Consider the following 17,500-nt stretch of genomic DNA (forward strand, 5'->3'; position numbering starts at 1 on the left):
ATAAGAGATCACCCGCAAACAAGTCAACACACCCGCCGTCAAAAAACTGACATTTTTGGTAAGTGGCTGATTTTACATGAAAGTTTCCGAAGAATAGAGACAGGGAGCCGTAAAGGGCTGAATCTTCGGGCGTTTTCACCACGCACGCGAAGTCTCCTTTGCACGCATCATTGCCAATAGCTCGCAAGCAGCAGCGATATTGCCGGAGGAGCATCTGCGAACCCCTCACCAGCCGCTGTCAAACCGCCTGATCGTGCTTTAGAACGGTAGAGAGACGCTCATATACCACCCCAATGCCGCAGGCCTCTTTGCATGACCAGAACAGCAGCTCCTATAAAGACCTATTTGCCCGAACTTCCCGTTAGCGCTGTTCTGGGCGATATTGCCGATGCGCTGGCCGGCGCGAAACGTGCGGTTCTTTCGGCTCCTCCCGGCGCGGGCAAAACGACACTGGTCCCGCTTCACCTCTTGCAGCAGGAATGGCGCGGCAACGGCAAGATCATTCTTCTTGAACCACGCCGGCTTGCCGCTCGGGCCGCGGCCGGGCGCATGGCTGATCTGGCGCACGAGAGTGTGGGCGAAACCGTCGGCTATCGCATGCGGCTCGACAACCGCATTTCCTCCAGAACCCGGATAGAAGTGGTGACCGAGGGGGTATTCGCCCGGATGGTGCTTGATGATCCGGAGCTTACCGGCGTTTCGACAGTTATTTTCGACGAGTTTCATGAACGCTCACTCGACGGCGATTTCGGACTGGCGCTGGCGCTCGACGTGCAGGCTGGATTGCGAGACGATCTTCGCATCCTCGTTATGTCCGCCACTCTTGATGTGGAACGCATCAGCGCGCTAATGGGCGATGCGCCGGTTGTTCAGAGCCTCGGCCGGACATTTCCAATCGATGTTCGCTACGAGGATCGCTGGCAGGGCGCGCCGGTTGAAGAGAAAGTCGCCAAGGCGATTATCGAAGCCCATGCGGCGGAAACAGGTTCCATCCTTGCGTTCCTGCCAGGGCAGGCGGAAATCACCCGCACGGCCGCACGGTTGGAGGGACGCTTTTCCGATGATACGGACATCATCCCGCTTTACGGTAACCTGTCGCAAAAGGAGCAGGATGCAGCGATCAAGCCGGCGGCGGCCGGGCGACGCAAGATCGTGCTTGCCACCTCCATCGCGGAAACCTCGATCACCATCGACGGTGTGCGCGTGGTGATTGACAGCGGGTTGCAGCGACTACCGGTGTTCGAACCGGCAACGGGAATAACGAGGCTGGAGACCGTGCGGGTGTCGCGGGCGTCCGCGGATCAGCGGGCGGGCCGCGCGGGACGAACGGAACCCGGCGTTGCGATCCGTCTGTGGCATTCGGGACAGACGGCGGCGCTAAATGCCTTTACGCCACCGCAAATTCTGGCGAGTGATCTTTCCGGCCTTGCGCTGGATCTCGCTCATTGGGGTGTTCACGATCCTTCCATGCTCGCCTTTCTGGACACACCGCCTGAAGCAGCGCTTAAGGAATCGGTGGCGCTTCTCAAAAATCTCGGCGCTCTCGATGAAAGCGGCGCGCTCACGCCACGTGGCCGCCTGATGCGCGGCCTTTCACTGCCACCGCGGCTGGCGGCGATGGTGATTGCAGCGGCAAGTGAGGGTGCAGGGAAAAAGGCGGCGATGCTCGCCGTCATGTTGACGGAACAGGGGCTGGGCGGAAACGACATCGATCTCGATGAACGACTACGGCGCTTTGTTTCCGAGAAAGGCGAGAGAGCGCAAGCGGCGCGCAAGCTGGCGTCGAGACTGTTCGATGCGGTTGGCGATACAAAAACGACAGCCGAATTACCGAGTGAGGCCGGCCCCTTGCTGCTGCACGCCTATCCGGACAGGATCGCGCTTCAGCGCGGCGCGCGCGGCCGTTATGTGATGGCGAATGGGCGGGGTGCTGAACTTGCAGAAACTGAGCGACTGGCGGCGAGCAGAATGCTTGTCGTGGCCGATATTACCGGACGGGCAGCGCAGCCGCGCATCCTTGCAGCGGCAAGCATCAACAGGGCCGATATAGAAGAGCGGATGCCGCACGTTATCGTTCAGCAGGACCAGTTGCTCTTTGACAAGGCAAGCGGCCAGGCGCGCGCGCGCCGGGTCACGCGGCTGGGCGCCATCATTCTTGACGAAACGCCCCTGCCCCGCCCGGAAGGCGAGCAGGCGGCACAGGCGCTTGCGAATGGCATTCGGGAATTCGGCATCGCCATCCTGCCCTTCTCGAAAGAAACTTTGCAGCTGCGCGACAGGATCGGTTTTCTGAACGCCAGCATCGGTGAGCCCTGGCCGGATGTCAGCGATGCAGCATTGCTATCGCGACTTGATGATTGGTTCGTCCCTTTCCAGCACGGCGCGCGTAGCTTGCAGGATATCCGGCCGGGTAGCCTTTCTGAGGGGATTATATCTCTGGTGCCGCATGAGGTGGCGCGTGACCTCGGGAGACTAGCGCCGACGCATTTCGAGGCACCGACGGGCCAGCGGCACGCCATCCGCTACGATGCCAGCGAACCGACCCTTTCCATTCGTGTGCAGGAACTTTTCGGACTAAAGGCCCATCCCGCCATCGCGCAGGGGCGCTTGCCGCTGCTGCTGGAATTGACCTCGCCGGCGCACAGGCCGATACAGACGACACGCGATCTTCCCGGTTTCTGGGCTGGATCCTGGAAGGATGTGCGGGCGGATATGCGCGGGCGTTATCCGCGCCATCCATGGCCGGAGGACCCGGCAGCGGCTCTGCCGACCAGCCGTGCGAAACCGCGCGGAACGTGACGACGATGAATAGGGTAAAGGAGACGAAGGTGGCTGGCCATCCTATCGAAACCACAAGGCTTGGCCGTGCAAGCCGCAGGATAAGACTGCAGACCATTGTCTGGCTGCGATGGCTCGCCGTTGCGGGACAGACGGCGACGATCCTTTTCGTTGCTTTCGGGCTTAACTTCCCCTTGCCGCTTCTGGCCTGCGGCCTTTTGATTGCGGCGCTGGCGCTTGCCAATCTGTTTCTCACCGCCCGCTTTCCCTCCACTTATCGTCTGGAACCGTGGGAAGCGACATTGCTGCTGGCCTTCGACCTGCTGCAGTTGACGGCGCTGATCTATATCACCGGCGGCCTTTCCAATCCTTTCGCGCCGCTGATCTGCGTGCAGGTCATTATCGCGTTTGCCTCGCAGCCGCTGCGGCATTCGCTCATTCTTCTCAGCTTTGCCGTCATCTGCTCGACTGCGATCGCCTTTTCGCCGTTTCCGGTTCCGTGGTATCCCGGCGAGGTTTTGCCGATCCAGCTTCTGCTGCATGTCGGTACCTGGGTCGCGATCATCGCCACCACATCCTTTGCGGCCTTTTATGCCTATCGCGTTTCGCATGAGGCCAATCAGCTGGCCGACGCGCTGGCTGCAACCGAACTGGTGCTGGAGCGGGAAAAACACCTCTCGCAGCTGGATGGGCTTGCGGCCGCCGCAGCGCATGAACTCGGCACGCCGCTTGCAACCATCAGTGTTGTCGCCAAGGAGATGGAGCGCGAACTCGGAAATGATGAAAAATACGGCGAAGACATAGCGCTGCTGCGCAGCCAGAGTGAAAGGTGCCGCGATATTCTGCGCCGCCTCACATCGCTTTCAGCCGACAATGAGGAACATATGCGTCGCCTGCCGCTCTCTTCGCTGATCGAGGAGGTGATGGCGCCGCATCGGGAATTCGGCATTCGCCTCGAACTCGTGGAAAAGAGCAACCGGGCCGATGAACCGGTCGGCATTCGCAATGCCGGTATCATCTATGGGCTGGGCAACCTCATCGAAAACGGCGTGGATTATGCGCGGGAGAAGGTGACGGTGACGGTGGAGCATGACTCGCAGAACGTCGCAGTCCTCATCGAGGATGATGGGCCGGGTTATGCCCATGACGTGCTTGCCCGCATTGGCGAGCCCTATGTGACCGAACGTCACAACGACACGCGGGCGGGTGGGCTGGGGCTTGGCCTTTTCATCGCCAAGACGCTGCTGGAGCGATCCGGCGCCAGCGTCATCTTCGAAAATCGGGGGTCAAGCAAAACCGGCGCGCGGGTCACAATCATCTGGCCTCGGGCGCTTATGGACGATAAAAGAAGTCATTGACTTTACCATCCACGTTGAAGCGGCGATAAGAACAAGAAAACAAAGCCGACGAAGTTGCCGGAAGGCCGGAAACATGAAGACAGAAGACCAGACCCCACCCACCAGCGCACCGACGGATGACATTGATCCGATCGGCCCCGACAAATCTCTGCTGATCGTCGATGATGACGGCCCGTTTCTGCGCCGGCTGGCCCGGGCGATGGAAACACGTGGCTTTACCGTCGATACCGCCGAGACGGTGAGCGAAGGTATTACGCGCTCCAAGGCAGCGCCGCCCAAATATGCTGTGGTCGATTTGAGGCTTGCCGATGGCAACGGGCTGGAGGTGATCGAAGCCATCCGGCAGTACCGGGATGATACGCAGATCGTCGTTCTGACCGGTTATGGCAACATCGCAACCGCCGTTACCGCTGTGAAACTCGGGGCGCTGGATTATCTGGCCAAACCTGCCGATGCGGACGATGTCTTTAATGCTCTGACGCAGCGCAAGGGTGAAAAGACCGAGGTTCCGGAAAATCCCATGTCTGCCGACCGGGTGCGGTGGGAGCATATTCAGCGCGTTTATGAAATGTGCGAACGCAATGTTTCAGAGACCGCCCGCCGTCTCAACATGCACCGGCGCACCTTGCAGCGCATTCTGGCAAAGCGCGCACCAAAGTAACGGCGTCACTCTCCGAAGCTGCGCCCGGTCGTCCACTCCGCCAGCATCAACCGGGTTGCAGCGGTTCTCGAGAAATCCAGCATCACAGATTTGCGGGTCGCCGGCGGCAATTTATGCTCCGGCGCATCGCGCAGCATATGGGCGCCATATCCGTCCGACAGGATCAATCCGCATTCTTCCGGGAAAATATCGGTCGGGACTTCCGGATGGGTGGCGAAAAACAGCCGGTCGCAATGCAGGCGGTATTCTGGCCATTTGCGATCGACGCGGAAATCCTCGATCGAGGATTTGATTTCGATGATCCAGATTTCACCCTTAACCGACAGGCTGATGAGATCTGCCCTTCGCCCGCTCGCAAGCGGCAGTTCCGGCAGTACCGAATGACGCATCTCGTGCAGAAGCACCTGAACGCCGCGACGCACCAGCATCGCCTTGTCCGACTGGCGGCCATCTATTAACGGATTATTGTTGGTAACGGAAAGAATAGTCATGGATAAAGGCTGCTGAAGCGTTTGGCCTATTGTTGCAAAAAGGCAATCAACCGGCAATTTTAAATGCACAACCGACTTGTGAGTGCACAACGGCTTGCCAAGAGCGGTTTAATGGAAAATAACCGATTTATCCAATTAAGCCTACTCCTTCGCACAATTTGGCGAATTTTCCGCGAGAACGATATGCGCATCCGCACCCCATTGGCCGTACTCGGTCTGACGGCAGCACTGGCTCTGGCCGGCTGCGCCGAAACCACCTCCCCATCTTCCGGTAAAATAGCGGCATCGGTGCCGGTTGCCGACCCCGTTCCGGCAAAAGTCGAAACCGTCCAGATCTTCAATGACGTCTATGGTCCGGTGACCGACGCAGGGTATGCGCTGCCGGCTATTCCGATCAATCGCGTGAACGAGAAGTTCCGTCGCCAGATCGTCGAGTTCCAGACAAACGAGCGTCCGGGCACGATCATCGTCAATACGCGCGAGCGTTACCTTTATTATATCATGTCCGGCAACCGCGCGGTTCGTTACGGCATTGGCGTCGGCAAGGCGGGTTTCGCCTGGGCCGGTGAAGCCTATGTTGCCTGGAAGCAGGAATGGCCGATGTGGCATCCCCCGAAGGAAATGGCGGACCGCAAGCCGGAAGTCGCCAAGTATGTTGAGGCGGGCATGGGTCCGGGCCTTTCCAACCCGCTCGGCGCACGCGCCATGTATCTCTTCAACGAAAAGGGACAGGACACGCTGTTCCGTATCCATGGTTCGCCTGAATGGGCTTCGATCGGCACCGCCGCCTCTTCCGGCTGCATCCGCATGATCAACCAGGATGTCATGGATCTTTACAGCCGCGTCCGTCCAGGCCGCAGCTCCAAGGTGGTCGTGATCCAGTAAGATCAGATACAAGACAAAGAAAAAGCCGCCGTGGAATTCCCGGCGGCTTTTTTATTTGTCTAAACGCCTAGGCGCAGCTTCAGGCTGACTGCTTCGCCTTCAGTTCCAGACGGCGGCGGTGCAGAACCGGTTCGGTATAGCCGTTCGGCTGTTCACGGCCCTTCAGCACCAGCTCAACGGCTGCCTGAAACGCGATCGACCCTTCAAAGTCGGACGCCATCGGCAGATAGGCCGCGTCGCCGGCATTCTGCCCGTCGACCACGGCAGCCATGCGCTTCATGGTCTCAACGATCTGCCCTTCTGTCACCACGCCATGGCGCAGCCAGTTCGCCATGTGCTGTGCGGAAATACGCAGCGTCGCGCGATCTTCCATCAGCCCGACATTGTTGATGTCAGGCACCTTGGAGCAACCGACACCCTGATCGACCCAGCGCACGACATATCCCAGAATGCCTTGCGCATTATTGTCGAGTTCGCGCTGGATTTCCTCCGGCGTCCAATTGGGACGCGGCGCGACCGGCACCGACAGAATATCGGAAAGCTTCGCGCGGCCTCGGCTTTTCAAGCCGTCCTGAACGGCCGCTACATCGACCTTGTGATAATGTGTGGCATGCAGCGTCGCCGCCGTCGGCGACGGCACCCAGGCGGTGTTGGCGCCGGCCTTCGGATGCGCAATCTTCTGCTCCAGCATCGCCGCCATCAGGTCCGGCATGGCCCACATGCCCTTGCCGATCTGCGCGTGGCCGGAAAGGCCGCATTCCAGACCAATATCGACGTTCCAGTTCTCGTAAGCGGTTATCCAGGCGGCCTGCTTCATATCGCCCTTGCGGATCATCGGGCCTGCTTCCATCGAGGTATGGATTTCGTCGCCCGTGCGGTCGAGGAAGCCAGTGTTGATGAAGACAACGCGATCCTTCGCAGCACGGATGCTCTCCTTGAGGTTGACCGTGGTGCGACGCTCCTCATCCATGATGCCCATTTTCATGGTATTCGGCGCCATACCGATGAGGTTTTCGACGCGAGAGAATATCTCGTTGGCGAAAGCGACCTCTTCCGGCCCGTGCATTTTCGGCTTGACGACATACATGGAGCCGGCGCGGGAATTCTGCCGCCGCCCGGACGGGCCGACGTCGTAAAGCGCGATCAGTGCGGTGACGACGGCATCCATGATGCCTTCGGGAACCTCGCGGCCATTCCTGTCCAGGATTGCCGGATTGGTCATGAGATGACCGACATTGCGCACCAGCATCAGCGAGCGGCCCGGCAAAGTGAGCGCCGAACCATTGGGCGCGGTATAATAACGATCCGGGTTCAGCCTGCGGGTGAAGGTCTTGCCACCCTTGGATACGTCTTCCGTCAGGTCACCACGCATCAGGCCAAGCCAGTTGCCATAAACCAGCACCTTGTCTTCGGCATCGACGGCAGCGACCGAATCCTCGCAATCCATGATGGTCGTCAGCGCGGATTCGAGAATGACATCGGAGATGCCCGCCTTGTCGCCCTTGCCGATTTCCGTCGACGGATCGATGACGATCTCGGTGTGCAAACCGTTCTTGCCGAGCAGGATCGTTGCCGGTTTCTCCGCCTCACCGGTAAAGCCCTTGAATTGTGCGGCGTCCTTGAGCCCCGTCGTGGCGTCGCCGATTGCAAGCTGCAACAGGCCGTCAACGATCTTGAAACCTGACACATCCGACCAGCTTGCCGTTTCTAGCGGTGCCGATTCATCAAGGAAGTTGCGCGCCCAGGTGATGACCTTTTCGCCGCGCTTCGGATTGTAACCCTTGCCCTTTTCCGCACCATCGGCATCGGAGATGGCATCGGTGCCGTAAAGCGCGTCGTAAAGCGAACCCCAGCGGGCATTGGCGGCATTCAGCGCATAACGCGCATTCATGACCGGAACAACGAGTTGCGGGCCGGCGACGGCAGCAATTTCCGGATCGACATTGCCAGTTTCCACCTTGAAGCCGGGGCCTTCCGGCAGCAGGTAACCGATATCCTTCAGAAAGCCCTCATAGATCGCAAAATCCACCGGAGCGCCGTTCTGCCGGTACCATCCATCCAGTTTTTCCTGCAATGTGTCGCGCTTTGCCAGCAGTTCATCGTTCTTCGGAGAAAGCTCATGGACGATGGCCGAGAAGCCTTCGAAGAAAACCTCACTGTCCAGACCCGTGCCCGGCAGCACCTCATCCGTCAAAAAAGCATAAAGCTTGTCATCGATGGAAAGACCGAATTTATTCGTGCGGTTCACATGCGCCTCCTCTTATTCTAGAGGTCCAGATTGGACGTTGAAGAGGGTGCTCGTCAATTGCGGCAGGTAGCCAAATATTATTTCCATTTTGGAAACAATGAAGCCGATAGTCGTCTTTTTCTACAAAAGCGCCTGCAAGTCCTTGATACGGTCATTCACGAGCCAACCGTAATAGTTTTCTTCCGGCAAAAGGGGCTGTTCCCCACCTGCGGCGCGCTGGCGGTTTTTCTGGGCGAGAGCGGCCGCCCGTTGCTGCGAGCCGCCGACATTATAAAGCGTGGAGGTCACGCCTGGATTTTTCGAAATATCCATGTCGGCAATCGATCTGTAGTCATCGATCGATTTGCGAATGGAGGCGGCCATGAAGGCCAGCGAGCGGTCCGGGTCCATGATCGCGGTATAAACGGCGGTAGCGTCGTTCTCATCCAGCCTGTCATAGCCAGAGGTTTTCGAAACCATGTCGGACAACATCAGCGCCGTCAGCGGGTTGATCTGGCCGAGGCCGAAGGTCTGCCCGGCGTAGAAGGGCTGGAAAAACACGGCACTGAAACGGTTGTTCGGATAGGCGACGCCATCCACGGTCTTGCCGCGGAAACTGTCGTCCCAGACATCTTCCCGACAGTTCCAAAGACCGTAGGAATCCTTTTTCGACTGACATTTGGCAAATTGCGAACGCGTCAGAAACTGCGCGATGGTTTCATCCTTGTAGCCGAAACGGAAGCTGCTGCCGGCATAGGAGGCGGCTTTAACATAGTAGGATTGCAGTCGATCATAGGCATCGACATTATAAGTATGCTCGCCGACGATCGCACCAACCATATGGATCGGATCGATGCCGTAGCGCCCGGCCGTCGACTTGATCTTGGCAATCAGCGCCTTGTCGGAGGACAAGAGGTCGATCACCTTCTGGTACTTGCGTTCGAAAGAGCTGTTGGACGCCTTGGTTCTGCGGGTGGAAGCGCCGGGAACACCGGGCTGTTCGGCATTGCGATTGCCCGGTGGAACGACCGTTGCGGCCTCGGCATAAGAAGACGAGACGACGGTGAACGCCAGAGCAGCGGCAAATGCCAGAAGAGTTTTGCGCACGAGCAAATGCCTTTTCTCAAGTCCGCGGCTTCCCGGCGAAATAAACGAGGGAAAACCGGACCATTCCACGAAAGCGGTTCCAACCGGAATGCAGCCCTTCCCATAAACAAAATGCGGGCTGAATGCGAGATGAGGCAGATAAAATAAAAGAGTGCGGCAAATATGGCCGCACTCTTCTTTCGTTTGTCCCTGAAGTCTTCAGAGAATATAGCGTGACAGATCCGTATCGGCGGCAAGATCGCCGACATGTTTTTTGACGTATTCCTGATCGATCTTGACGGCAGAGCCGCCGCGATCCGGCGCGTTATAGGAAATCTCGTCCAGAACCCGCTCCATCACCGTCTGCAGGCGGCGCGCACCGATATTCTCAACCGACGAGTTGAGATGAACGGCCACATCGGCCAGAGCGTCAATCGCATCATCAGTGAAGTCGAGATCGAGTTCTTCCGTCGCCATCAGCGCCTTGTACTGGCGGATGAGGCTTGCTTCCGTTTCGGTCAGGATACGGCGGAAATCCTCTTTGGTCAGCGGCTTCAGCTCGACGCGGATCGGCAGGCGACCCTGAAGCTCCGGCAGAAGATCGGACGGCTTTGCCACATGGAACGCGCCTGACGCGATAAACAGGACGTGGTCGGTTTTCACCGGACCGTATTTCGTCGAAACCGTCGTGCCTTCGACAAGCGGAAGCAGGTCGCGCTGCACGCCTTCACGCGAAACGCCGGCGCCCATGCCGCCATCACGCGCGGCGATCTTGTCGATTTCGTCGAGGAAGACGATGCCGTCATTTTCCACCGACTTTACCGCTTCGCGCTGGATCATTTCATTGTCGAGCAACTTGTCGGATTCATCGCGGACGAGATCGGCATAAGATTTCGATACCGTGGTGCGCACCTTCTTCGTGCGCCCCCCCATGGCCTTGCCGAACATTTCCGACAGGTTGAGGACGCCGATATTGGCGCCCGGCATGCCGGGAATTTCGAAACCGGGCATGCCCGAGCCGCTATCGGCCACCTCGATATCGATTTCCTTGTCGTCCAACTCGCCATCACGGAGCTTCTTGCGGAAGCTTTCGCGGGTGCCGGGCGACGCCGTCGTGCCGACCAGCGCATCTAGCACCCGTTCTTCGGCGCTGGCATGGGCCTTGGCCTGCACCTCGGCACGTTTCTTTTCACGCACGAGCCCGATGCCGATTTCCACGAGATCGCGGATGATCTGCTCGACATCGCGGCCGACATAACCGACTTCGGTAAACTTGGTCGCCTCGACCTTGATGAAGGGGGCGCCGGCCAACTTTGCCAGACGACGGGAAATCTCCGTCTTGCCGACACCGGTCGGCCCGATCATCAGAATGTTTTTGGGCATGACCTCGTCGCGCAGGCTCTCATCGAGCTGCTGGCGACGCCAGCGGTTGCGCAGTGCGATCGCGACCGCACGTTTCGCATCATGCTGGCCGATGATGTGGCGGTCTAATTCCGAGACAATTTCCCGGGGAGAAAAAGTGGTCATTCTATCCTCTCGGCTTTCCTGTTCCGGCCGGCCATTCCGGCCCGGCCCACAGGACCCTTGGGTGAGAAATGGGGGTGAAAAATTCGCTTATTCGGCGTCGAGCGTTTCGACGACGAGATTATGGTTGGTATAAACGCAGATATCGGCGGCGATATCGAGCGACTGGCGCGCTACCTCTTCGGCCGACTTGTCCGTGTCCATCATGGCGCGGGCGGCGGCGAAGGCATAGTTGCCGCCGGAGCCGATGGCGATTGCGCCATGTTCCGGTTCCAGCACATCCCCATTACCGGTAATGGCAAGCGTGGTCGATTTATCGGCCACCAGCATCATCGCTTCGAGATTGCGCAGATATTTGTCCGTGCGCCAGTCCTTCGCAAGCTCGACGGCTGCGCGCATCAACTGGCCGGGATATTGCTCAAGCTTCTTTTCGAGACGGTCGAGCAGCGTGAAGGCATCTGCCGTCGCACCGGCGAAACCGGCAATCACCTCACCCTTGCCGATGCGGCGAACCTTGCGGGCATTGCCTTTCATGACCGTCTGGCCAAGGCTTACCTGCCCGTCGCCAGCCATGACGACCTTGCCGCCCTTCCTGACTGTAATAATTGTTGTCATCAAACACCTGTCTGCCCTTACGGGCCTGGGGTTAACGGGCCGGGACACGGCCTTCTGGAGTTCTATGTAAGTTTGCTTTTCACGATTGCAATCTTCGGGGCAACCCACCGTTTTCAGCGCGTCAGGCAAGACGATGGAACAACTGGATATTTGTGTCCCGTGCTGATAAGGAACGGCAACATTTTCACGGAGCGGCCAAAATGGCAGAACGTAAAGGCGAGATTATCCGCATCACCAACGAAACTTCGGTTTCGGTGCGTGTGGATATCGACGGCACCGGCAAGTCGACAATTTCCACCGGCGTGGGATTTTTCGACCATATGCTGGACCAGCTGAGCCGCCATTCGCTGATCGACATGGATATCGAGGTCAAGGGCGACCTGCATATCGATGACCATCACACCGTGGAAGATACCGGCATCGCCATCGGCCAGGCCATTGCCAAGGCGCTGGGTGACCGGCGCGGCATTACGCGTTACGCCTCGCTCGATCTTGCCATGGATGAGACGATGACCAAGGCGGCCGTCGATATTTCCGGCCGCCCCTTCCTTGTGTGGAACGTCAATTTTTCCGCGCCGAAGATCGGCACTTTCGACACGGAGCTGGTGCGCGAGTTCTTTCAGGCGCTGGCCCAGAATGCCGGTGTCACGCTGCATATCCTGAACCATTACGGCGCCAACAACCATCATATCGCCGAAACATGCTTCAAGGCCGTTGCCCGCGTTCTTCGCACGGCAACCGAGATCGACCCCCGGCAGGCAGGCCGCGTTCCCTCGACCAAGGGTATGCTGGCCTGACGCCAAAGCTGTCAGGAAGCCCATGACAAGCTATCTCGTTCTGGAAGCCCCCAACGGGCCGGACAGGGACCACAAGACGACCCGCTTTATTGCAGACCGTTTCGTCTGGCTGGCTCTGATTGCGCCGTGGTTGTGGCTCGCGATCAACCGCGCGTGGCTGGCGGCGGTGGTCGTTTTTATCGCCCTCGTTCTGGCCGGTCAGGCATCAATGTTACCCGGATTCGAACCGGTCGGCATTCTGTGCGGCTTTGCCATTTCCCTCATCACCGCACTGGAAGGACGCGATTTTCTCGTGCAGCACTTGATCCGAAAAGGCTGGAAGATGGCATCGATCATCTCCGCCCCTGATCTTTCGAGCGCGGAAGACATATATTTCTCGAAACTCTCAAAAAACACCGAAACGACGGAACAGCTTTCGCAGCCGGTCTGGACCCCTTCGCCGCAAAGGAGCGGTGACAAAAACTTCATCAACGATCCCGCCGGATCGTTTCTTTTCGACTTGAATGGAAGGCGCTGACATGCGCGTCGCGATCATCGACTACGGTTCGGGCAATTTGCGTTCGGCCACCAAAGCTTTTGAGCGTGCCGCCCGCGAGGCCGGCATCGACGCAACCATCGATCTGACCGACAGGCCGGATCACGTCGCTACAGCGGACCGCATCGTCCTGCCGGGTGTCGGCGCCTATGCGGATTGCCGCGCCGGTCTTGATGCCGTTCCCGGCATGCATGAGGCGCTTGTTGAAGCCGTCGAGAAGAAAGCCCATCCCTTCCTCGGTATCTGCGTCGGCATGCAGCTGATGTCCTCGCGCGGGCTGGAAAAGACTGTCAGCTCGGGCCTTGGCTGGATCGAGGGTGACGTCGTGGAAATGACACCGTCCGATCCCAGCCTCAAAATTCCGCAGATCGGCTGGAACACGCTGGAAATCCGCCACCCTCACCCCCTGTTTGACGGCATCAAGACCGGCGCAGACGGCTTGCACGCCTATTTCGTGCATTCCTATCATCTGGCGGCCAGGCATTCGACGGATGTTATCGCCACCACCAATTATGGTGGTGCAATGACGGCTTTCGTTGGCCGCGACAATATGGCGGGCGCGCAGTTCCACCCGGAAAAAAGCCAGACGCTCGGCCTTGCCCTGATTTCCAATTTTCTGCGCTGGAAGCCCTGACATGATTCTTTTTCCCGCAATCGATCTCAAAGACGGTGAGTGCGTTCGCCTGAAACTCGGCGATATGGACCAGGCCACCGTTTACAACACCGACCCCGGCGCGCAGGCGAAAGCCTTTGAGGATCAGGGTTTCGAGTGGCTGCATGTCGTTGATCTCAACGGCGCTTTCGCTGGTGAAACAGTCAATGGCGAGGCGGTCGACGCCATTTTGAAAGCCACGACAAACCCGGTTCAACTCGGTGGCGGTATCCGTACCCTTGACCACATTGAGGCATGGCTGAGCCGTGGGCTTGCCCGCGTCATTCTCGGCACCGTGGCGGTGCGCGATCCGGTTCTGGTTATTGAAGCCTGCAAGCGTTTCCCCGGCCAGGTCGCCGTCGGCATTGATGCCAAGGGCGGCAAGGTTGCCGTTGAAGGCTGGGCCGAAGCCTCCAAACTCGGCGTCATCGAACTGGCCAAACGTTTCGAAGGTGCCGGCGTCGCCGCGATTATCTACACCGATATCGATCGCGACGGCATTCTCGCCGGCATCAACTGGGCTTCGACACTGGAACTGGCCGACGCCGTCTCCATACCGGTCATCGCCTCCGGCGGCCTTGCCTCCATCGATGACATCAAGCGCATGTTGCAGCCGGATGCTGCAAAGCTCGAGGGTGCGATTTCTGGTCGCGCGCTTTATGATGGGCGTATCGACCCCGCCGAGGCGCTTGCCCTCATCAAGGCCACGAAGGAGGTACGCGCATGACCCTCAAAGCCCGTATTATTCCCTGCCTCGATGTGAAAGACGGCCGCGTCGTCAAGGGCGTGAACTTTGTCGACCTGATCGACGCGGGTGATCCGGTTGAAGCGGCGAAAGCCTATGATGCGGCGGGAGCCGATGAACTCTGCTTTCTCGACATCACCGCTTCCTCGGATAACCGCGACACAATCTTCGATGTCGTCTCGCGCACCGCAGATCATTGTTTCATGCCGGTAACGGTTGGCGGTGGGGTTCGCAGCGTCGCCGATATTCGCAAGCTGCTTCTGTGCGGCGCCGACAAGGTCTCGATCAATTCCGCAGCCGTCAAGGATCCGGATTTCGTGGCGCAGGCGGCCGATAAGTTTGGCAACCAGTGCATCGTCGTTTCCATCGACGCCAAGCGGGTTTCCAAGGACGGGGAAGCCGAGCGTTGGGAAATCTTCACCCACGGCGGACGCCAGCCAACCGGGATTGACGCTGTGGAGTTCGCCATCAAGATGGTGGAGCGTGGGGCAGGTGAATTGCTTGTTACCTCGATGGATCGCGACGGCACCAAGAGCGGCTATGATATCGGCCTGACGCGCAGCATTGCCGATCAGGTTCGTGTACCCGTCATCGCTTCTGGCGGCGTAGGCACATTGGATGATCTGGTGGCAGGTGTGCGGGACGGTCATGCGACCGCAGTACTCGCCGCTTCCATCTTCCACTTCGGCACCTATTCGATCGGGCAAGCCAAAAGCTATATGGCCGAGCATGGCATCGCCATGCGCCTCGACTGATTGCAGGAACATCTCATGAGCGCATTTTCCCTTTCCGATCTGGAACGTATCGTCGCGACCCGCGCCGCCGCATCTCCTGAAGAATCCTGGACTGCCAAACTGGTTGCGGCGGGCCAGGAGCGTGCGGCGAAAAAACTCGGCGAAGAAGCGGTGGAAGCCGTCATCGCCGCCATCGCGAAAGACCGCGACGGGCTGAAAAATGAAGCCGCCGATCTGCTCTATCATCTGCTGGTCGTGCTGAAGATTGCCGACATACCCCTGGACGACGTTTTTACCGAGTTGCAGCGCCGGACCGGACAAACCGGCCTTGCGGAAAAGGCGGCGAGGCCAACATCATGAATGTCGAGGCAGGCAGCGGGGAGAGAGGTATGCCGGGTACACTCGATCATTTCCGGCCGGACGAATATTCGCCCTATCACTTCTACAGCTCCGAAGAATGGGCGAAATTCCGTGCCGATACGCCACTTACCTTGTCGGCCGATGAGGTAAAACGGCTGCGCTCGCTGGACGACCCGATCGATCTGGACGAGGTGCGGCGCATCTACCTGTCGCTGTCTCGCCTGCTGTCTTCGCATGTGGAGGCGTCACAGCTTTTGTTCGAGCAGCGCAACCGCTTCCTCAATATGGGGGATGTAAACAAGACGCCTTTCGTCATCGGCATCGCCGGTTCGGTGGCGGTTGGAAAATCAACGACGGCGCGTATCCTGAAAGAGCTTCTGGCGCGCTGGCCCTCCAGCCCGAAGGTCGATCTCATCACCACTGACGGATTTCTCTATCCGAACGAGGTGCTGCGGCGTGAAAACCTGATGGAGCGCAAGGGCTTTCCGGAAAGCTACGATATCGGCGCGCTCTTACGTTTCCTGTCAGCCATCAAGGCAGGCCAGCCGAATGTGAAGGCGCCACGTTATTCGCATCTGACCTATGACGTGTTGCCGAACGAATTCACTGTCATCGATCAGCCGGATATCCTTATTTTCGAAGGCATCAACGTGCTGCAATCGCGTGACCTGCCGGCGGGCGGGCGGATCGTGCCGATCGTTTCCGACTTCTTCGATTTTTCGATCTATATTGATGCAGATGAGGATTTCATTCACAACTGGTATGTGAACCGGTTCATGAACCTGCGACAAACTGCCTTCCGTGACCCGAATTCATTCTTCAATCGCTATGCGTCGATCAGCGAAGAAGCAGCGCTCAGCATTGCCGAGGGCCTCTGGCAGAACATCAATCTGAAGAACCTGCGCCAGAACATCGTTCCGACGCGCCCGCGCGCGGACCTTATCTTGCGCAAGGGGAAAAACCACCTGATCGACATGGTGGCGCTTCGCAAATTATAAAAGATGCCGCGTGTGGGCGGCATCTCCAATGACTAAGCCCGTTATTACGCGAGGTCGGGAATACGCAGAACCTGTCCGGGATAGATTTTATCGGGATGGGTCAGCATCGGCTTGTTGGCTTCGAAGATGATGTTGTTCTTCGCGCCATTTGCCTTGCCATATTGCGCTTCGGCGATCTTCCAGAGATTGTCGCCCTTCTTGACGGTGTAGAAGACGGGTTCTTTCGCCGGCGCTTCGGCCACCTTCAACTCGCCGGCCTCGACCTTGGAAATGCCGAGCGTATTTCCGACCGCGATGACCGCCTTTTCGAAAACCGACTGATCGGCCACGTTGCCCTTCAGAACGACCTTGTCGTCCACCACCTCGACCTGAACCTTGTCCGTGCCGAGATCGTGGGAAGCGAGTTCTTTTTTGACCGCTTCGACATCCGGGGCATCATCGCCGCCGATACCGAGCTTCTTTCCCGCTTCCTTGATGAAACTGAACAGACCCATAGCACCCTCCTTGGTTGTAAGGAGGCATACCAGACGATATTTGAAGCTCTATGACAAGGGCGAAAGATTTCGCACCAGATTGCCGCCTAATCCCCCGAGGGCTTACCGCGCATTTTCTTCACGTCCGAGCGACCGGACTTCGCCTTGAGGCGGCGTTCGACTGAACCCTTGGTCGGTTTGGTGGTTTTGCGGACCGGTGGCGGCGGGGCGGCGGCTTCGAGGATCAGCTCCTTCAGCCGCTCGCGCGCATCCTCTCGATTGCGCTCCTGGCTGCGAAACCGGCTCGCTTCGATCATCAGTACGCCGTCTTTCGAAACACGCCTGCCGCCAAGGCGGATAGCATTGGTTTTCACCCGATCCGTCAGAGATGGGGAATTGGCAATATCGAAAAACAGCTGAACCGCCGTCGAGACCTTATTGACGTTCTGGCCGCCCGGCCCGCCGGCCAGCACGAATTGCTCCGTCAGCTCCCAGCCGGCGATAGTGATACGGTTGCTGATGTAAAGCGGGTCGCTGGCCATGATCTTTCTCCGCGCCGGTGATGCCACAGATCGACCGGA

18 protein-coding genes are annotated in these 17,500 nt (G+C 58.5%); 11 read left to right on the forward strand and 7 right to left on the reverse strand.

All coding sequences use genetic code 11. The features are described 5' to 3' along the window. Positions 1-312: 312 nt before the first annotated feature. The 3 genes from hrpB to DXT96_RS14995 all read left to right on the forward strand — a co-directional run bounded on the left by hrpB (position 313) and on the right by DXT96_RS14995 (position 4,797). Positions 313-2,799, forward strand: a complete 2,487-nt coding sequence (gene hrpB, locus DXT96_RS14985; protein WP_153515378.1) for an ATP-dependent helicase HrpB — start codon at positions 313-315, stop codon at positions 2,797-2,799. 29 nt (positions 2,800-2,828) lie between these two features. Further along, on the forward strand, positions 2,829-4,136 hold the full coding sequence (actS, locus tag DXT96_RS14990; RefSeq protein ID WP_207134935.1) for a two-component system sensor histidine kinase ActS: 1,308 nt from the start codon (positions 2,829-2,831) through the stop codon (positions 4,134-4,136). 73 nt (positions 4,137-4,209) lie between these two features. After that, entirely contained in the window at positions 4,210-4,797 is a 588-nt protein-coding gene (locus DXT96_RS14995; protein ID WP_153515380.1) for an ActR/PrrA/RegA family redox response regulator transcription factor, read from the forward strand. 5 nt (positions 4,798-4,802) lie between these two features. On the opposite strand, the gene DXT96_RS15000 is transcribed toward DXT96_RS14995, so the two are convergent. Then, on the reverse strand, positions 4,803-5,288 hold the full coding sequence (locus DXT96_RS15000; RefSeq protein WP_004444350.1) for an MmcB family DNA repair protein: 486 nt from the start codon (positions 5,286-5,288) through the stop codon (positions 4,803-4,805). Between the two features lie 183 nt (positions 5,289-5,471). On the opposite strand from DXT96_RS15000, the gene DXT96_RS15005 reads away from it, so the two are divergent. After that, complete coding sequence (locus DXT96_RS15005; RefSeq protein ID WP_149900313.1) at positions 5,472-6,173, forward strand: L,D-transpeptidase; 702 nt, start codon at positions 5,472-5,474, stop codon at positions 6,171-6,173. A gap of 79 nt (positions 6,174-6,252) precedes the next feature. Here the strand turns inward: DXT96_RS15005 and DXT96_RS15010 are convergent, their stop codons facing one another. From DXT96_RS15010 to hslV, 4 genes are all read right to left on the reverse strand, one after another. Beyond that, complete coding sequence (locus DXT96_RS15010; RefSeq protein WP_371418880.1) at positions 6,253-8,421, reverse strand: malate synthase G; 2,169 nt, start codon at positions 8,419-8,421, stop codon at positions 6,253-6,255. 120 nt (positions 8,422-8,541) lie between these two features. After that, positions 8,542-9,507, reverse strand: coding sequence for a DUF1402 family protein (locus DXT96_RS15015; protein ID WP_371418881.1), 966 nt, complete (start codon positions 9,505-9,507; stop codon positions 8,542-8,544). A gap of 198 nt (positions 9,508-9,705) precedes the next feature. Then, positions 9,706-11,013, reverse strand: coding sequence for an ATP-dependent protease ATPase subunit HslU (gene hslU / locus DXT96_RS15020; RefSeq protein WP_149900316.1), 1,308 nt, complete (start codon positions 11,011-11,013; stop codon positions 9,706-9,708). Between the two features lie 87 nt (positions 11,014-11,100). Continuing rightward, positions 11,101-11,625: an ATP-dependent protease subunit HslV gene (hslV, locus tag DXT96_RS15025; RefSeq protein ID WP_003521197.1), complete on the reverse strand. Its 525-nt coding sequence runs from the start codon at positions 11,623-11,625 to the stop codon at positions 11,101-11,103. A 200-nt stretch (positions 11,626-11,825) separates the two neighbouring features. On the opposite strand from hslV, the gene hisB reads away from it, so the two are divergent. From hisB to coaA, 7 genes are read left to right on the forward strand one after another with little or no spacing between them, the layout of a single operon-like run. Further along, the gene (gene hisB, locus DXT96_RS15030) at positions 11,826-12,422 is read left to right on the forward strand and encodes an imidazoleglycerol-phosphate dehydratase HisB (protein WP_153515382.1); all 597 of its coding nucleotides are present in this window, start codon (positions 11,826-11,828) and stop codon (positions 12,420-12,422) included. Positions 12,423-12,444: 22 nt separating this feature from the next. After that, a complete protein-coding gene (locus tag DXT96_RS15035) occupies positions 12,445-12,939 on the forward strand; it encodes a DUF2628 domain-containing protein (protein ID WP_153515383.1) in 495 nt (164 codons plus the stop codon). Position 12,940: 1 nt separating this feature from the next. Next, positions 12,941-13,591 carry an imidazole glycerol phosphate synthase subunit HisH gene (gene hisH, locus DXT96_RS15040; protein ID WP_153515384.1) on the forward strand — a complete coding sequence of 217 codons (651 nt, stop codon included), beginning with the start codon at positions 12,941-12,943 and terminating at the stop codon, positions 13,589-13,591. 1 nt (position 13,592) lies between these two features. Continuing rightward, a complete protein-coding gene (hisA, locus tag DXT96_RS15045; protein ID WP_153515385.1) occupies positions 13,593-14,336 on the forward strand; it encodes a 1-(5-phosphoribosyl)-5-[(5-phosphoribosylamino)methylideneamino]imidazole-4-carboxamide isomerase in 744 nt (247 codons plus the stop codon). Then, positions 14,333-15,109, forward strand: coding sequence for an imidazole glycerol phosphate synthase subunit HisF (gene hisF / locus DXT96_RS15050; RefSeq protein WP_149900321.1), 777 nt, complete (start codon positions 14,333-14,335; stop codon positions 15,107-15,109). The genes hisA and hisF overlap by 4 nt, the downstream gene beginning before the upstream one ends. 15 nt (positions 15,110-15,124) lie before the next feature. Beyond that, positions 15,125-15,448 (forward strand): phosphoribosyl-ATP diphosphatase, encoded by a 324-nt coding sequence (locus tag DXT96_RS15055; protein ID WP_149900322.1) that lies wholly within the window; start codon positions 15,125-15,127, stop codon positions 15,446-15,448. Further along, entirely contained in the window at positions 15,445-16,446 is a 1,002-nt protein-coding gene (coaA, locus tag DXT96_RS15060; RefSeq protein WP_194287647.1) for a type I pantothenate kinase, read from the forward strand. Before DXT96_RS15055 ends, coaA begins: the two co-directional genes overlap by 4 nt. 44 nt (positions 16,447-16,490) lie before the next feature. On the opposite strand, the gene lysM is transcribed toward coaA, so the two are convergent. Both lysM and arfB read right to left on the reverse strand, forming a co-directional pair. Further along, positions 16,491-16,940, reverse strand: a complete 450-nt coding sequence (lysM, locus tag DXT96_RS15065) for a peptidoglycan-binding protein LysM (protein WP_153515387.1) — start codon at positions 16,938-16,940, stop codon at positions 16,491-16,493. Positions 16,941-17,026: 86 nt separating this feature from the next. Next, positions 17,027-17,461 (reverse strand): alternative ribosome rescue aminoacyl-tRNA hydrolase ArfB, encoded by a 435-nt coding sequence (arfB, locus tag DXT96_RS15070; protein ID WP_153515388.1) that lies wholly within the window; start codon positions 17,459-17,461, stop codon positions 17,027-17,029. Between the last annotated feature and the right edge of the window lie 39 nt (positions 17,462-17,500).

This window comes from Agrobacterium sp. ICMP 6402 (assembly GCF_009498615.1).
Classification (GTDB): domain Bacteria; phylum Pseudomonadota; class Alphaproteobacteria; order Rhizobiales; family Rhizobiaceae; genus Agrobacterium; species Agrobacterium burrii.

Coding starts and splice junctions, on each gene's coding strand:
- hrpB (WP_153515378.1), top strand. CDS start 313: ATGACCAGAACAGCAGCTCCTATAAAGACCTATTTGCCCGAACTTCCC.
- DXT96_RS14995 (WP_153515380.1), top strand. CDS start 4,210: ATGAAGACAGAAGACCAGACCCCACCCACCAGCGCACCGACGGATGAC.
- DXT96_RS15000 (WP_004444350.1), bottom strand. CDS start 5,288: ATGACTATTCTTTCCGTTACCAACAATAATCCGTTAATAGATGGCCGC.
- DXT96_RS15005 (WP_149900313.1), top strand. CDS start 5,472: ATGCGCATCCGCACCCCATTGGCCGTACTCGGTCTGACGGCAGCACTG.
- hslU (WP_149900316.1), bottom strand. CDS start 11,013: ATGACCACTTTTTCTCCCCGGGAAATTGTCTCGGAATTAGACCGCCAC.
- hslV (WP_003521197.1), bottom strand. CDS start 11,625: ATGACAACAATTATTACAGTCAGGAAGGGCGGCAAGGTCGTCATGGCT.
- hisB (WP_153515382.1), top strand. CDS start 11,826: ATGGCAGAACGTAAAGGCGAGATTATCCGCATCACCAACGAAACTTCG.
- DXT96_RS15035 (WP_153515383.1), top strand. CDS start 12,445: ATGACAAGCTATCTCGTTCTGGAAGCCCCCAACGGGCCGGACAGGGAC.
- hisH (WP_153515384.1), top strand. CDS start 12,941: ATGCGCGTCGCGATCATCGACTACGGTTCGGGCAATTTGCGTTCGGCC.
- hisA (WP_153515385.1), top strand. CDS start 13,593: ATGATTCTTTTTCCCGCAATCGATCTCAAAGACGGTGAGTGCGTTCGC.
- hisF (WP_149900321.1), top strand. CDS start 14,333: ATGACCCTCAAAGCCCGTATTATTCCCTGCCTCGATGTGAAAGACGGC.
- DXT96_RS15055 (WP_149900322.1), top strand. CDS start 15,125: ATGAGCGCATTTTCCCTTTCCGATCTGGAACGTATCGTCGCGACCCGC.
- coaA (WP_194287647.1), top strand. CDS start 15,445: ATGAATGTCGAGGCAGGCAGCGGGGAGAGAGGTATGCCGGGTACACTC.
- lysM (WP_153515387.1), bottom strand. CDS start 16,940: ATGGGTCTGTTCAGTTTCATCAAGGAAGCGGGAAAGAAGCTCGGTATC.
- arfB (WP_153515388.1), bottom strand. CDS start 17,461: ATGGCCAGCGACCCGCTTTACATCAGCAACCGTATCACTATCGCCGGC.